The following is a 15198-nucleotide window of genomic DNA, read 5'->3' on the forward strand; positions in this document are numbered from 1 at the left end:
CGCCGGTACACCGGCGGGCCCCTTCTCGCACCGTCCTACAGGTCCTACAGGGCCTAAAGGTCCTAAAGGTCCTACAGGTGCACCGTCCTACAGGTACGGGCCGCCCGAGCGGCCCATCGTCCGCGGGTCCTCGTCCTCGTCGTCACCGCCGACACCCGGCGGCAGCGCGCGGCGCATCTGCTCCAGCTGGGCGCGGGCCGCCATCTGCTGGGCGAACAGCGTCGTCTGGATCCCGTGGAAGAGGCCCTCCAGCCAGCCCACCAACTGGGCCTGCGCGATCCGCAGTTCCGCGTCGCTCGGCGTCGTCTCCTCGGTGAAGGGCAGGGAGATCCGCTCCAGCTCCTCGACGAGTTCGGGCGCGAGCCCGTCCTCGAGCTCCTTGACCGAGCTGGCGTGGATCTCCTTGAGCCGCTGCCGGCTCGCCTCGTCCAGGGGAGCCGCACGCACTTCTTCCAGCAGCTGCTTGATCATGCTGCCGATACGCATCACCTTGGCGGGCTGTTCCACCATCTCCGTCACCGGGACCTCGCGGGCTTCGTCGTCTCCGCCGCCACCCAGAGCCATTCCGTCCTGTCCCACGACCAGGATCTGGGGGTTCTCCGGCGACCGTTCGTTCCTCGGCATCTCCATGCCGCCATTCTCTCGCACGGAACTGTCACACCTCGGTGGTGCCCCCCTTGTGGACTGATCCACCGTGCCGGGCCGCAACCACCACCCGGAGTGCCCGTTCTGCCCAGCTATGTGAGGCTTGGGCGAAGGCGCCGAGCGAAAGCCGCGCCGAAGCGGAAGGGGACGGGCATGGAGGGGACGGGCGTGCGAGGGCCCCGGGAGGTGAGTGTGCGGGGGCCGCGGAGGGTGCATGCGCGAGGACCCGGGGATGTGCGTGTGCGGAGATTTCGGGACGTGCGGGTGCCGGGGTTTCGGGACGTGCGGGTGCGAGTGCGGGTGCGGGGGTTTCGGGGGCCGGGGCGGCTTCTGGGGGGCCTGTCCGTGAGCGGCCTGCCCAGGCTGGTCGGCCTGTTCGTGCTGGTCGGCCTGTTCGGACTGCTCGGCGTGGTCTGCCCGCTCGTCCCGCTCCCCACGGCCTACGCCACCGAGCCCTCCCCGCACGGCTCGCTCGCCGGCAGCAGGGCAGGCGTGGGACGGACCCCGCCGGGGCGCCCGCTGCCCGTCCCCACCTTCGACGACCCCGGCTTCCCGCTGCCGCCACGGAGCGAACCGTCCGCCTCCACGCCGCCGAACCCGCGCCCCGAACGGCCCGCCGCCGCGCGGAGGCCCACGGCGACGGGCGGGACGGAGTCCCTGGTGAGCGTGGTGCCGCTGGGCGCCGGGCTGCTCCTGACCGGCCTCGGCATCGGCTTTCTGGCCCTGCGCCTGCGCCGGTAGGCCCGGGGGCGGGCGGGGCCCCCGGCTCTGCGACCTGCCGCGGGGCCCGCCGTCGCGACCTACTCTCGGGTGAGCAGCACCTTGCCGATGTGGCCGCTCTCCTCCAGGACCCGATGGCCCTGCGCGGCGTCGCTCATCGGCAGCTCCTGGTCCACGACGGGGCGCACGTGCCCGCCCTCGATCAGCGGCCAGACGTGCTCCCGTACCGCCGCCACGACCGCCGCCTTCTCCGCGAGCGGGCGGGCCCGCAGCGTGGTGGCGGTGATGGCTCCGCGCTTGCCGAGCAACGTACCGATGTTCAGCTCGCCCTTGACCCCGCCCTGCATGCCGATGATGGCGAGGCGGCCGTTGACGGCGAGGGCGTCGACGTTGCGGTTCAGGTACTTGGCGCCCATGTTGTCGAGGATGACGTCGGCGCCCGCGCCGTCCGTGGCCGCCTTGATCTCCTCGACGAAGTCCTGCTCGCGGTAGTTGATCAGGATGTCCGCGCCGAGCCCGGTGCAGAAGTCGAGCTTCTCCTGGGAGCCCGCGGTGACGGCGACCTTCGCGCCGACGGACTTCGCGAGCTGGATCGCCATGGTGCCGATGCCGCTGGAGCCGCCGTGCACGAGGAACGTCTCGCCCGGACGCAGGTGGGCGATCATGAAGACGTTCGACCACACCGTGCAGGTCACCTCGGGCAGCGCGGCGGCCTTGACCAGGCCGATCCCCTTCGGCACCGGCAACAGCTGCCCGGCCGGGACGACGACCTTCTCCGCGTACCCGCCGCCCACGAGCAGCGCGCACACCTCGTCCCCGACGGACCAGCCCGCCACCCCGGAGCCGACCTCGACGATCCGGCCCGCGCACTCCAGACCGGGGTAGGGCGAGCTGCCGGGCGGCGGGCTGTAGAAGCCCTGGCGCTGCATCAGGTCGGCGCGGTTGACGGCGCTGGAGACCACCTCGACGAGGACTTCGCCCTCACCGGGTACGGGGTCGGGGACCTCCGTCCAGACGAGCGCCTCGGGGCCACCGGGTTCCGGGATCGTGATCGCATACATGGCGGCGAGGCTACTCCCGTATCTGCCTTTGTCCGGGTTCAGTCCCGCGGCAGCGGTTTCGAGTCCGGAGCGACCTGCGTCGTCGGGGTGACCCGCACGATGGTGATGAGCCGGTCGGTCAGCTGGAGCGCCCCGATCGCCTTGTCGTCGTAGCCGAGCACGCGATGTCCGCGTACGACGCTGACGACCAGGTCCTCCGTCTCCTTCGGCTTCAGACCCACCTCGGCCTTTATCACCGGGCGCTCGACGAGATCGAGGCCGCTGCCCTTCTGGATGAGGTCCTCCAGGACCATGCCCGCGTGCGGACTGAGCACCGACAGGCCGAGCAGCCGGCCCGCCGCACTGGCGCTGGTGATCACGGCATCGGCGCCGGACTGGCGCAGCAGCTGTGCGTTCTCCTCCTCGCGCACGGCGGCGACGATCTTCGCGCCGCGGTTGAGCTGCCGCGCGGTGAGCGTCACCAGGACGGCGGTGTCATCGCGCTGGGTGGCAATGATGATCTTCCGGGCCCGCTGCACCTCGGCCCGCCACAGGACGTCGCTGCGGGTCGCATCGCCTATGACACCCGCGTACCCGAGGCTGTTCGCCGCCTCGATGACCTTGCTGCTGGGGTCGACCACCACGACCTGTTCGGGCTTCAGACCGGTCGCACAGACGGTCTCCACCGCGCTGCGGCCCTTGGTGCCGAAGCCGATGACGACAGTGTGGTCACGCAAGTTGGACCTCCAGCGGTTCAGGCGCCATTCCTCCCGGGTCCGTTCGGTGAGGACTTCGAGCGTGGTGCCGACCAGGATGATCAGGAAGAGCACACGCAGCGGCGTGATGAGGAAGATGTTGATGAGCCGCGCCCCGTCACTGACCGGCGTGATGTCGCCGTAGCCCGTGGTGGAGAGAGTGACGGTCGCGTAGTAGAAGGCGTCGAGAAGATCGACGCCGCCGTCCGAGTTGTCGTTGTAACCAGTGCGGTCGAACCACACGAGGAGCGCGGTGAGGACGAGCACCGCGAGGGCCATCAGGACCCGGCGGGCGACCTGGCGCAGCGGACGCTCGACGATGCGCCGGGGCAGTTTCACCCGGTACGTCATCGTCTTCTCGTCCGCTTGGCGCGCCATGGCGTCATGGCCGGCCAGTTTCACGTGAAACACCCTTCGTCGCCCGGTGAGTTGCGGCCCGGGGCGTTCCGCATACGGTCCTGCGCCGCGTGCCCGGGGTGCCGGGGCATATGGCTCTCGCGGTTCTGTTCCTTACGGCTCTGCGGCGCGTGACCCGACGTCTTCAGGGGCCCGGTGGGGGCACCGAGGGCGCCGCCGCCCGCCGGCCCCCAGGACCAGGGCAGATCGAGGATCTCGACCTCCTGCCCCTCCTGGGCACCGCCGGGCGGCACGACCGCGAGCCCGTCGGCGGCGGCGATGCCGCGCAGCATGGCCGGGCCGTTGTAGTGCAGCGGCACGGCCCGGTCGTGCCCGCTGCCGCTGTCCTGGCGCAGCACGACGGGGACGAGCCGGGTGTCGTGCGGGTGGCCCTGGACGGAGCTGTGCAGGGGAGCGCCGTACGGAACCACGCCCTCGGCCCGGCCCGCGAGCGCCCGCAGCAGCGGCTCGGCGAGCGTGAGCAGCCCGGAGACGGCGGCCAGCGGGTTGCCGGGCAGGCCGACCAGATACTGGCCGGCCTTGAGGCGGGCCAGCAGCATCGGGTGGCCGGGGCGCACCGCGACGCCGTCCACGAGCAGTTCGGCGTCGAGGGCGCGCAAGGTGGGGTGGACGTGGTCGACGGGGCCCGACGCCGTGCCGCCGGTGGTCACGACGAGGTCCGCCTTGGATCCGCGGACGGCCTTGAGGGTGGCCTTCGGGTCGTCACCGATCCTGCGGACGGCGATCACCTCGACGCCGAGCGCGCGCAGCCAGTGCGGCAGCATCGGGCCCAGCGCGTCACGGATGAGACCGTCACGGGGAAGGCCCGAGGCCAGCAACTCATCGCCCAGCACGAGAACTTCGGCGCGCGGGCGGGGGAAGGTCACCAGCTCGTCGTAGCCCGCCGCGGCCGCGAGACCGAGGACCGCGGGGGTGACCGATCCGCCCGCGGGCAGCAACAGGTCGCCGCTGCGGCACTCCTGGCCGCGCTGCCGAATGTCCTGACCGTGCGTGACGTGGCGCAGCGCGTGCAACTGGCCCTTGTCGTCGGTGCGCCCGTGCTCGCTGCGGATCACCGCGGTGGTGTCGGCGGGGATGCGCGCGCCGGTCGCGACCGTCGCGGCCTCGCCGTCGGCCAGCGACGCCGGCTGCGCGTGCCCGGCGAGGATCCCCTCGTCCCGTACGGTCCACGGGCCCGGGCCCGCCACGACCCAGCCGTCCATCGCGGACGTGTCGAAGGAGGGCAGGTCGGTGAGGGCGGTCAGTGGAGCGGCGAGTACGAGGCCGAGTGCCTGGTCGAGGGGGACGCGGACGGCGCCGCGCGGAAGCAGCCGGGCACTTTCGGCCTCCAGGTCCGACAACAGGGCGTCCGGGAACGGCAGTTGCGCGTCCGGCGCGGTGTCGGGGGTCTCGGCGGCGTCGGCCCGGTGCTGCGCGGCGCGGCGGCCCGCCTCGTGGGCGACGCGGCGGGCGGCGGGCCAGGCCGTCGCCCGGTGGTGCTCGGTGGCGGCGGCCGGGCCCTGGGCGGGATCGGCCGCCGGACCCGGGGCGGGGGCGGGGCGACGGGTTGCCGGGGGCTGCCGGGGGCCGGTGGGGGCGGTGGCCTGGGCGGGGGTACTGGCGGGGACACCACTGCCGGTCCGGGGGCCGCCCCTGTTGTCGTTGGCCAGGGCGAGCGCCTGGTCGACGTCGCCGTCCAAGGGGTCGGCCTGCGCCGCCCGCCCGTCGGGGCCGCTCATTGCGCGTCTCGTCCCGCGTCCGGCGCGGCGCCGCCCGGCTCCGACGTGGTCGGGGTTTCCGGCTCCGACACCGTCTCGGCTTCCGGCTCCGACGTGGTCGGGGCTCCCAGCTCCGACGCGGACTCGGCTTCCCTGGCCCACCGGTCGGCGAGGGCCGCGGCCTTCGCCGCGGCTGCCGCCACCGCTTCGGGGCCGCCGCCCGCCTGCGCCGCCGCGTATCCGACGAGGAACGTCGTCAGCGGCGCCGCGGGGCGCGCGACCCCGTGCGCCGCGTCGCGGGCGAGGTCGAGCAGGACGCCGGTGTCGACGTCCAGGTCGAGGCCCAGTTCGTCCTTGGCTGCGGAAATCCATTCATCCAACACGTGACCATGCTCCCTGATGCGTGACCGGGCGACGGCGATGTCGTCCCAGGTGTCGCAGTCGAAGGACGCGACGGGGTCGGTGATACGGGCGAGTTCCAGGTTCCGGACGAGCCGCCGCAGGGGCAGACCCGTGAGCGCCCCGTGCTCGGCGCGCAGCGCGGCCAGGCCCCGGCGCAGGGCGGCTCCGCGGTACACGGCGACGAGGGGTTGATCGCGCCCGTCGCCGTCGGTGAGCAGCACACCGTCGGCGCCGTGTCGGGTGCCGGGCGTGTTCTCGGTGCCGGGCGTGGCGTGGGTGCCGAGCGTGGCGTCAGTGCCGGGCGTGGCGTCAGTGCCGGGCATGTTCTCGGTACCGGGCGCGGCATCGGCTCCGGGCGTGGCGTGCGGGCCGGTGGTGCTGTGCGGGCCAGTGGTGCCCTGCGGGCCAATGGTGCTGCGCGGGCCAGTGGTGCCGTGCGGGCCGGTGAGGGAGTCGAGCAGCAGGGGAACGGTGTGCTGCCCGAGGAACGGCAGGTCGGCGGAGAGTACGACGACGTACCCGTCCTCGGCGTCGCCCTCCACGTCCAGGGCGTCCAAGGCATCCATGCAGTCCAGGGCATCCAGGGAGTCCAGGGCCGTGATGCCCGCGTCCAGGGCGGCGAGGGGGCCGCCGCCCGTCGGTTCCTCGCGCGCCCAGGTGACGGGGCGGGCCGTCGGCCGCGGTTCGGCGACCACCACGGTGGCGCGGGCCCCGGCGCAGGCCGCGAGAACCCGGTCGAGCAGCGCGCGGCCGCCGACCCGTACCCCGGGCTTGTCCACCCCGCCGAGCCGCCGCGCGGCGCCCCCGGCGAGGACGACGGCGTCGTACGCGGGGCCGTCGTGCGCGGGTTCCTCGTGCGCGGAGCCGACGTGGACGGGGTCGGCGGCTTCGGTCATGCCCCGAGTATGGGCGTACGGGCGATCATTGCCACCCCCGCGGCGCGGGACCCGGGGTGGCTGATCCGGTGACCGGGGCGTACGCCCGGGTCGGTCAGAGGGTGCGCAACAGCAACGCCGGCTGCTCCACACAGTCGGCGACATGGCGCAGGAAACCACCCGCCGTGCCACCGTCGCAGACCCGGTGGTCGAAGGTGAGCGACAACTGGACCACTTGGCGGACCGCCAACTCCCCCTCGTGCACCCAGGGCTTGGGGACGATCCGGCCGACGCCGAGCATGGCCGCCTCGGGGTGGTTGATGATCGGCGTGGATCCGTCGACCCCGAACACCCCGTAGTTGTTCAACGTGAAGGTGCCGCCGGTGAGTTCCCCGGGCGTCAGGGTTCCGGCCCGCGCCGCCTCGGTGAGCCTGCCGAACTCCGCGCTCAGCGACTCCGCCCCGCGCGCGTGCGCGTCCCTGACCACCGGCACGACGAGCCCGCGCTCGGTCTGCGCGGCGAAACCGAGGTGTACCTCGTCGAGCCGCACGATCTCCCGGCGCTCCATGTCCACCGTCGCGTTGAGCTCCGGGTAACGGGCGAGAGCGGCCGTGCAGATACGGGCGAGCAACGCCAGGACGGAGATCTTCGGCCCGGCCGACGGGCCGGTCGCGGAGTTCATCGCCACGCGCGCGTGCATGAGTTCCGTGGCGTCGGCGTCCACCCAGCACGTCGCGTCGGGTATCTCCCGACGGCTGCGGGAGAGCTTGTCGGCGACGGCACCACGAATGCCGCGCAAGGGCGTGCGGTGGCCCTGCGGGGCGGGGGCCTCCGTGCTCTGCGCCGCCTGCGGGACGACGACCGCCTCGGCCCGGGCTGCCATGGCACGTTCCACGTCCGACCTGAGGATGAGGCCCTCGGGCCCGGACCCGGCCACCTCCCGCAGATCGAGCCCGCATTCACGCGCGAGCTTGCGGACGATCGGGGAGATGACGGGTACGGGGCCGGAACCCACGTCCCGCAGCGCGGTCGGAGCGGACGGCACGGTCGGCGCGGAGACGGCACGAGCAAGGGAAGAGTGCGTCACGGGCGCGGGCTGTGCCGCGGATACGGGGTGTGCCGCGGGCGCGGGGTGCCGAGGCGCCGGGTCGAGGGCCGAACCCGCTGTCCCGGTGGCCGCCGATCCCGGGCCCGTCGATCCTGAGCCCGATGTCCCCGAGGCCGCCGTTTCCGAGGCCGTCGGTCCGGAGCCCGCTGTCCCCGAGCCCGCGCGCGCCGGGCTGCCACCCCCGTCCCCTCCGGAACCGACCCGCACCCGCCGACGGCGAGCCGGTGCGGCCGCGGTCCCGTACCCCACCAGCACGTTCCCCGAGCCCTCCGGCTTCGGGGCCGCGGACCGGTCAGGCGCCGTATCCCCGGGCGGGGTCTGCGCGGCGCCGACAGCGACCGTCAACAGAGGTGCGCCGACAGGCATTTCGGTCCCCTCGTCGCCGAAACGGGCCGTGACCACGCCGCCGTAGGGGCACGGCACCTCGACCATCGCCTTGGCGGTCTCCACCTCGACGACGGGCTGGTCGACGGCGACCACGTCACCGACCGCGACCAGCCACCGTACGATCTCCGCCTCGGTGAGCCCCTCCCCGAGGTCCGGCAGCTTGAACTCCAGAACCTGCGCCATCAGCCCGATCCCCTCACTGATCCCACTGGAGCCGTGCGACCGCGTCCAGCACCCGGTCCACGCCGGGGAGATGGTGCCGTTCCAGCATCGGCGGCGGGTACGGGATGTCGAACCCGGCCACGCGCAGCACCGGCGCCGCCAGGTGGTGGAAGCAGCGCTCGCTCACGCGCGCGGCGATCTCCCCGCCGGGCCCGCCGAAGCCGCCCGACTCGTGCACGACCACCGCGCGCCCGGTGCGGCGTACCGACGCGGCGACCGTCGCGTCGTCGAACGGCACCAGCGAGCGCAGGTCGACCACTTCGAGGTCCCAGCCCTCCGCGCGGGCCGCCTCGGCCGCCTCCAGGCAGACGGGCACGGACGGTCCGTACGTGAGGAGCGTGGCGCTGGTCCCGGGGCGGCGGACCACTGCCGTGCCTATCGGCTCGACGTCCGCAGGCCGCTCGGGGTTCCAGGCGTCCTTCGCCCAGTAGAGCCGCTTGGGCTCCAGGAAGACCACCGGGTCGTCGGAGGCGATCGACTGCCGCAGCAGCCCGTACGCGTCCGCGACGGTGGCGGGCGTGACGACGGTCAGGCCCGGCGTCGCCATGTAGTACGCCTCGGAGGAGTCACTGTGGTGCTCCACGCCGCCGATGCCGCCCCCGTAGGGCACTCGTACGGTGATGGGCAGCGGCATGGCTCCCCGCGTACGGTTCCGCATCCGCGCGACATGCGAGATCAGCTGTTCGAAGGCGGGGTACGCGAACGCGTCGAACTGCATCTCCACGACCGGCCGCAACCCGTACATGGCCATGCCGACGGCGGTGCCGAGGATGCCGGCCTCCGCGAGCGGCGTGTCCGTGCAGCGGTCCTCGCCGAACTCCTTGGCGAGCCCGTCGGTGACGCGGAAGACGCCGCCGAGCGTGCCCACGTCCTCCCCCATGACGTGCACCGCCGGGTCCTCGGCCATGGCGTCCCGCAGCGCGCGCCCGAGCGCCTGCGCCATGGTGGCCGGTCTCGTCACCGGCTTCTCGGCGACATCGGCGACAGTGGTCACGACAGGCCCCCCTCGGACGCCGCGGAGGCGGCAGCCTCCGCCTCGGCGTCGAGTTCGGCCCGCAACTGTGCGGCCTGCTCCCGCAATTGGGGTGTCTGCTCGGCGTATACGTGGGTGAACAGGTCCATCGGGTCGAGCTCCGGGTCCTGGTTCATGCGCTCGCGCAGGGCGGCCGCCATCGTCTCGGCGTCGTCGCGCACGGCCTGGATGCCGGCCCGGTCGATCAGGCCGCGCTCCGTCAGCTCCCGCTCCAGGAGCAGGACCGGGTCGTGTCCGCGCCACGCCTCGACCTCCGCGTCGCTGCGGTAGCGGGTCGCGTCGTCCGCGTTCGTGTGCGCGTCCAGCCGGTACGTGACGGCCTCGATCAGTGTCGGACCGCCGCCCCCGCGCGCGCGGGTCACGGCGTCGGAGAGGACCTCGTGCACCGCCAGCGCGTCGTTCCCGTCGACCAGGCGGCCCGGCATCCCGTACCCGACGGCCTTGTGGGCCAGGGACGGGGCGGCGGTCTGCTTGGACAGCGGCACGGAGATGGCGAACCCGTTGTTCTGCACGAGGAAGACGACGGGTGCCTGCCACACGGCGGCGAAGTTCAGCGCCTCGTGGAAGTCGCCCTCGCTCGTCCCGCCGTCGCCGACCATGGCGAGGGCCACCACATCGTCGCCCTTGAGGCGTGCGGCGTGCGCCAGGCCCACGGCATGCGGCAACTGGGTCGCGAGGGGGGTGCACAGGGGCGCGATGCGGTGTTCGCGCGGGTCGTACCCCGTGTGCCGGTCGCCGCGCAGCAGGGTCAGGGCCTGGACCGGGTCCAGGCCCCGGGCGACGGCGGCGAGGGTGTCGCGGTAGCTGGGAAAGAGCCAGTCGCGCTCCTCCAGGACGAGCGCCGCGGCGACCTCGGCGGCCTCCTGGCCGGTCGTCGAGGGGTAGACGGCGAGGCGGCCCTGCTTGGTGAGGGCGGTCGCCTGCGCGTTGTACCGGCGCCCGCGCACCACCTCCGCGTACAGCCGGCGCAACAGCGCGGGGTCGGCCTGGGCGGCCGCGCCGGTGCCCAGGACCCGGTGGGGCGCCGCGTCGGGCAGCAGCGGCGCGGGGTCCGTGCGGGGCTGCCAGGCGGGCGGCGGCGCGGTGACGCGGTGGGCGTCCCGCTGCTCCGTGACCGTCATGAGCACCTCCTCGTGGGAGCGGCTTCGAGGGCGCTTCGGTGTGATGCGCCTCACCTACCGATTGTTCGGTCGCCGACGCATTTTGGCTACAGGCACCTCCAGCCTGTGGACAAACGGTTCTCCACAGCCTGTGATGAACGCAGTACGTCCATGGTAGGGAGGCGGGGGCGCATGGCATCTGAACAAATGGCCGACGGCTCCGGTGGCCGGGATCCCGAGAGTCCCGACGCCACCGCCCGGCCGCTGGACGCCATCGACCGCGACATCCTCCAGATGCTCCAGAGGGACGGACGGGCGTCGATACGCTCCGTCGCCGAGCGTGTCCATGTGTCACGGGCGAACGCGTACACCCGCATCAACCGCCTCATCGAGGACGGCGTGATCCGTGGTTTCGGCGCGCGCGTCAACCACGAGAGAGCCGGGCAGGGCGCGTCCGCGTACATCACGCTGAAGATCGTCCAGAACTCCTGGCGCACGGTCCGCGACCGGTTGCGCCGCATGCCGGAAGCCGCGCACATCGCGCTGGTCAGCGGCGATTTCGACGTCCTGATCCTGGTGCACACCCGGGACAACCGCGCGCTGCGGGAGCTGGTCCTCACCAAGCTCCAGGCCATTCCCGAGGTGCTCAGCACCCGGACCCTGCTGGTCTTCGAGGAGGAGGACCTGGGGCCGGACAACCCGTAGACCCTCCCCGGGCCAGCCTGAACCTCCCTGGACCGTCCCGGCCCGTTCACCCCTCCTTGCGCAGTCCTCCGAAGACCAACTGCACGACCGCGTCGGCCACTTCACGGTCCCGCAGGCCACCTCCGTCGGGCCGGTACCACTCCGCGACGGAATTGATCATTCCGAAGACGAGCCTCGTGGCGAGGCGCACCGGTATGTCGCTCCGTACGTCCCCGTCGGCGGCGGCCGCCTTCAAGAGTTCGGCGACCTGGTGGTCGAACTCCCTGCGCCGCTCCATGGCCCATCGCTCGGTGTCGGTGTTGCCGCGCACGCGCAGCAGGAGGGTCACGTAGGGGAGTTCGGAGGTCAGGACCTCGACCATGCGCCGGGTGACGTACTCCAGGCGTTCCACCGCTCGCCCCACGCGCGCGTGCTCCTCGCCGAGGATGCCGAAGAGGCCGTCGAGCGCGCGGCTCACGGCGCGGCGCAACAGCTCCTCCTTGCCCGCGACGTGGTGGTAGATCGAGGACTTGGAGATGCCGGCCGCCTTGGAGAGGTGCTCCATGGACGTGCCGTCGTAGCCGCGCTCGTTGAAGACGGTGACCGCGACCGCGAGCAGGGTGTCGGGCGTGTAGGTGTCGCGTCGTGCGCCGTTGTCACGTCGTGCGGTGGTCATGCGGAGCCCTCCCGCTTCTCCGGGGCGTACGAATGACGGTAGAGCGCGAGGGACGGCGCGTAGCGGCCCGAGGGATCGCGCAGATGCAGGTCGTCGAGGAGGGCGTACGCCCAGTTCTTGCCCAGCTTGCGGCTCCATTCGAAGGGGCCCAGCGGGTAGTTGACCCCGAGCCGCATAGCGGTGTCGACGTCCTCCTCGGTGGCCACGCCCTTGGCGACGGCGTCGTGCGCCAGGTCGATGATGCGGGCCACGGTGCGGGCGACGATCATGCCGGGCACGTCGCCGATGACGCTGACGTCCTTGCCGAGCGCCTGGAAGAGGCCGATGGCCTCGCTCATCGTGCGCTGGTTCGCGTCCTGGGCGGTGGCGAGCGCGATCCGGGTGGCGCTCCGGTAGTCGAGGGCGAGGTCGAAGTAGACGACGTCCCGGTACTCGATGGACGTCTGCCCGTCCCCGAGGGCGAGCTGGCCGCCGCTGGGCAGCACCAGGCGGGTGCCGTTGTCCTCGTCCTCCTCGCGCACCTCGATGCCCGCCTCGCGGATGAGGGTGAGCAGCTCGCGCGCGGGGCCGAGTTCGCCTTCCGCGACGACATAGGCGGGCTTCTCGGCGGGCCCCGCCGTGTGCGGCTCGGGGCGCTCCTCGCCCTCCCCGTACGCGTACCAGCCCTGGCCCGACTTGCGGCCGAGGTGCCCCGCCTCGACCAGACGGCGCTGAGCCAGCGAGGGCCGGAACTTCACGTCCTGGAAGAAGCCTTCCCACACGGAGCGCGTCACCGCCTCGTTGACGTCCTGGCCGATGAGGTCGGTCAGTTCGAAGGCGCCCATTTTGAAGCCGCCGCTCTCGCGCAGCACGGCGTCGATGGTGGCCGGGTCGGCGCCCTGGTCCTCGTGGACGGCGAACGCCTCCGCGTAGAAGGGGCGCGCGATGCGATTGACCAGGAAGCCGGGGGTGTCGGCGCAGGCGACCGGGGTCTTGCCCCAGGCGCGGGCGGTCTCGTACGCGCGCGTGGCCGCGGTGACGTCGGTGGCGGAGCCGGAGACGACCTCCACCAGGGGCAGCAGCGGAGCGGGGTTGAAGAAGTGCAGGCCCACGAAGCGGCCGGGCAGCCGGAGGGCCCCGCCGATCGCGGTCACGGAGAGGGACGAGGTGTTCGTGGCGAGCAGACAGTCGTCCGCGACGATGTCCTCCAGGTCGCGCAGCAGCTGCTGTTTGACGTCCAGCCGCTCCAGGACCGCCTCGATGACGAGAGCGGCGTCCGCGAGCTCGTCGAGCGCCTGCGCGGCCGCGAGACGGGCGCCTGCGGCCGCGCGCTCCGCGGCGCTCATACGGCCCTTCTGGACGAGCCGGTCGAGCCGTGCGGCGATCGACTCCGCGGCCGACTCCGCCCGCCCGGGCACGGCGTCGTAGAGCCGGACGGGGTGCCCCGCGACCAGGGCGACCTGAGCGATGCCCTGGCCCATGGTGCCGGTGCCGACCACGCCGACGAGACGGTCATGTGCTGTCATGCGCGCGATCCTTCCGCATGCAGCCGCGTTTCAGGGCGCCGGGGCCCACCGGGTCGGTTTTCCACAGGTTCCACGCACCCTCTTGTACCGACCGATCGTTCGGTTACTCTAACTCTCACTGGTCGTTCCTGCCCAGCCCTGCCCAGTACCGCCCAGTCCCGCCCCAGCTCGCCGGCTCGATGAGGAGCCGCAGCCCAGGAGGAGTTGGTCCGCCATGGCCGCCGCCGAACGCCCCGCGCACGACCTGATCACCCAGCACCGGCCGACGCTCGACAAGGCGCTTCAAGCGATCCGCACGCGCGCGTACTGGTCCCCCCACCCCGAGCACCCCAAGGCCTACGGGGAGAACGGGAGCCTGAGCGCCGCCGAGGGCAAGGCCGCCTTCGACGCGCTGCTCGGCACCCGGCTCGACCTCGGCCAGGCGGGCACGGACGGTTTCGTCGGCGGTGAGGTCTCGCCGTACGGGATCGAGCTGGGCATCACCTACCCGCACGCCGACGTCGACGTGTTGCTGCCGTCCATGCGCGCGGGCATGCGCGCGTGGCGCGATGCGGGCGCCGAGGTGCGCGCGGCCGTCTGCCTGGAGATCCTGGCCCGGATCAGCGCGCGTACGCACGAGTTCGCGCACGCGGTCATGCACACCAGCGGCCAGGCGTTCATGATGGCGTTCCAGGCGGGCGGCCCGCACGCGCAGGACCGCGGCCTCGAAGCGGTGGCGTACGCGTACGCGGAGCAGGTGCGCACGCCGGACGCGGCCCGGTGGTCCAAGCCCCAGGGCAAGCGCGACCCGCTGGTCCTGACCAAGGAGTTCACCCCGGTCGCCCGCGGGATCGCGCTGCTGATCGGCTGCAACACGTTCCCGACGTGGAACGGGTACCCGGGCCTGTTCGCCTCCCTGGCGACAGGCAACCCGGTCCTGGTGAAGCCGCACCCGCGCGCGGTGCTGCCCCTCGCGCTCACCGTGCGGGTGGCCCGCGAAGTCCTGGCCGAGACCGGCTTCGCCCCGGACCTGGTGGCGCTCGCGGCCGAGCGGGACGGCGAGGGCATCGCCAAGACGCTGGCCGTACGCCCGGAAATCAAGATCATCGACTACACCGGGTCGACGGCCTTCGGCGACTGGCTGGAGACGCACGCCCGCCAGGCGCAGGTGTACACGGAGAAGGCCGGCGTCAACACCGTCGTGATCGACGGAACCGACGACTACAAGGGCATGCTGGCGAACCTGGCGTTCTCGCTCTCCCTGTACAGCGGCCAGATGTGCACGACCCCGCAGAACCTGCTGGTGCCGCGCGAAGGCATCACCACCGACCAGGGCGCCAAGTCCTACGACGAGGTCGTCGCGGACCTCGCGCGCTCGGTGGGCGGCCTGCTCGGCGACGACGCCCGGGCCAACGGTCTGCTGGGCGCCCTGGTCAACCCGGACGTGAAGGCCCGCCTGGAGGCGGCTCCCGGGCTCGGCGAGGTCGCGCTGCCCTCCAAGGAGGTCACCAACCCGGAGTTCCCGGACGCCGTCGTGCGCACCCCGGCCATCGTGAAGCTGGACGGGGCGCGGAAGTACTGGGACGCCGCCGACTCGGAGGCTGCCTACATGAGCGAGTGCTTCGGCCCGGTCTCCTTCGCCGTCGCCGTGGACTCCACGCGGGACGCGGTGGACCTGCTGCGGCGCACGGTCCGCGAGAAGGGCGCCATGACCGTCGGCGCGTACACCACCTCCGAAGAGGTGGCCGGGGCGGTCGAAGAGGTCTGCATGGAGGAGTGCGCCCAGCTCTCGCTCAACCTCACGGGCGGTGTCTACGTGAACCAGACGGCCGCCTTCTCCGACTTCCACGGCTCGGGCGGCAACCCGGCGGCGAACGCGGCCCTGTGCGACGCCGCCTTCGTGGCCAACCGCTTCCGCGTGGTGGAGGTGCGCCGGGAAGCCGTCTGAGGCTC

13 protein-coding genes are annotated in these 15198 nt (G+C 72.8%); 3 read left to right on the forward strand and 10 right to left on the reverse strand.

Features of this window, described 5'->3' with window-relative positions:
* Nucleotides 1-87: 87 nt before the first annotated feature.
* Complete coding sequence (locus ACZ45E_RS09815) at nt 88-630, reverse strand: bacterial proteasome activator family protein (RefSeq protein WP_468218685.1); 543 nt, start codon at nt 628-630, stop codon at nt 88-90.
* Nucleotides 631-990: 360 nt separating this feature from the next.
* Here ACZ45E_RS09815 and ACZ45E_RS09820 point away from each other — a divergent pair, with 360 nt between their 5' ends.
* Nucleotides 991-1386 (forward strand): hypothetical protein, encoded by a 396-nt coding sequence (locus ACZ45E_RS09820; RefSeq protein WP_468218687.1) that lies wholly within the window; start codon nt 991-993, stop codon nt 1384-1386.
* Between the two features lie 59 nt (nt 1387-1445).
* Here the strand turns inward: ACZ45E_RS09820 and ACZ45E_RS09825 are convergent, their stop codons facing one another.
* From ACZ45E_RS09825 to pdhA, 7 genes are all read right to left on the reverse strand, one after another.
* Nucleotides 1446-2426: an NAD(P)H-quinone oxidoreductase gene (locus ACZ45E_RS09825; RefSeq protein WP_468218689.1), complete on the reverse strand. Its 981-nt coding sequence runs from the start codon at nt 2424-2426 to the stop codon at nt 1446-1448.
* A 38-nt stretch (nt 2427-2464) separates the two neighbouring features.
* Nucleotides 2465-3538: a potassium channel family protein gene (locus ACZ45E_RS09830; RefSeq protein WP_468218691.1), complete on the reverse strand. Its 1074-nt coding sequence runs from the start codon at nt 3536-3538 to the stop codon at nt 2465-2467.
* Nucleotides 3539-3558: 20 nt separating this feature from the next.
* Entirely contained in the window at nt 3559-5295 is a 1737-nt protein-coding gene (locus ACZ45E_RS09835) for a molybdopterin molybdotransferase MoeA (protein ID WP_468218693.1), read from the reverse strand.
* Nucleotides 5292-6572, reverse strand: coding sequence for a DUF6457 domain-containing protein (locus ACZ45E_RS09840; protein WP_468218695.1), 1281 nt, complete (start codon nt 6570-6572; stop codon nt 5292-5294). Before ACZ45E_RS09840 ends, ACZ45E_RS09835 begins: the two co-directional genes overlap by 4 nt.
* A 94-nt stretch (nt 6573-6666) precedes the next feature.
* On the reverse strand, nt 6667-8229 hold the full coding sequence (locus ACZ45E_RS09845; protein WP_468218698.1) for a dihydrolipoamide acetyltransferase family protein: 1563 nt from the start codon (nt 8227-8229) through the stop codon (nt 6667-6669).
* 13 nt (nt 8230-8242) lie between these two features.
* The gene (locus ACZ45E_RS09850) at nt 8243-9211 is read right to left on the reverse strand and encodes an alpha-ketoacid dehydrogenase subunit beta (RefSeq protein WP_468219197.1); all 969 of its coding nucleotides are present in this window, start codon (nt 9209-9211) and stop codon (nt 8243-8245) included.
* A 47-nt stretch (nt 9212-9258) separates the two neighbouring features.
* Complete coding sequence (gene pdhA, locus ACZ45E_RS09855) at nt 9259-10422, reverse strand: pyruvate dehydrogenase (acetyl-transferring) E1 component subunit alpha (protein ID WP_468218700.1); 1164 nt, start codon at nt 10420-10422, stop codon at nt 9259-9261.
* A 171-nt stretch (nt 10423-10593) separates the two neighbouring features.
* Here pdhA and ACZ45E_RS09860 point away from each other — a divergent pair, with 171 nt between their 5' ends.
* On the forward strand, nt 10594-11106 hold the full coding sequence (locus ACZ45E_RS09860) for an Lrp/AsnC family transcriptional regulator (protein WP_468218703.1): 513 nt from the start codon (nt 10594-10596) through the stop codon (nt 11104-11106).
* A gap of 46 nt (nt 11107-11152) precedes the next feature.
* Here the strand turns inward: ACZ45E_RS09860 and ACZ45E_RS09865 are convergent, their stop codons facing one another.
* Both ACZ45E_RS09865 and ACZ45E_RS09870 read right to left on the reverse strand, forming a co-directional pair.
* A complete protein-coding gene (locus ACZ45E_RS09865; protein ID WP_468218704.1) occupies nt 11153-11761 on the reverse strand; it encodes a TetR/AcrR family transcriptional regulator in 609 nt (202 codons plus the stop codon).
* Complete coding sequence (locus tag ACZ45E_RS09870; protein ID WP_468218706.1) at nt 11758-13266, reverse strand: 3-hydroxyacyl-CoA dehydrogenase; 1509 nt, start codon at nt 13264-13266, stop codon at nt 11758-11760. The genes ACZ45E_RS09865 and ACZ45E_RS09870 overlap by 4 nt, the downstream gene beginning before the upstream one ends.
* A gap of 214 nt (nt 13267-13480) precedes the next feature.
* Between ACZ45E_RS09870 and paaN the strand changes: the two genes are divergently transcribed.
* Nucleotides 13481-15193 (forward strand): phenylacetic acid degradation protein PaaN, encoded by a 1713-nt coding sequence (paaN, locus tag ACZ45E_RS09875; protein ID WP_468218708.1) that lies wholly within the window; start codon nt 13481-13483, stop codon nt 15191-15193.
* The last annotated feature ends 5 nt before the right edge of the window (nt 15194-15198 follow it).

Source organism: Streptomyces sp. NPDC030991 (assembly GCF_055571235.1).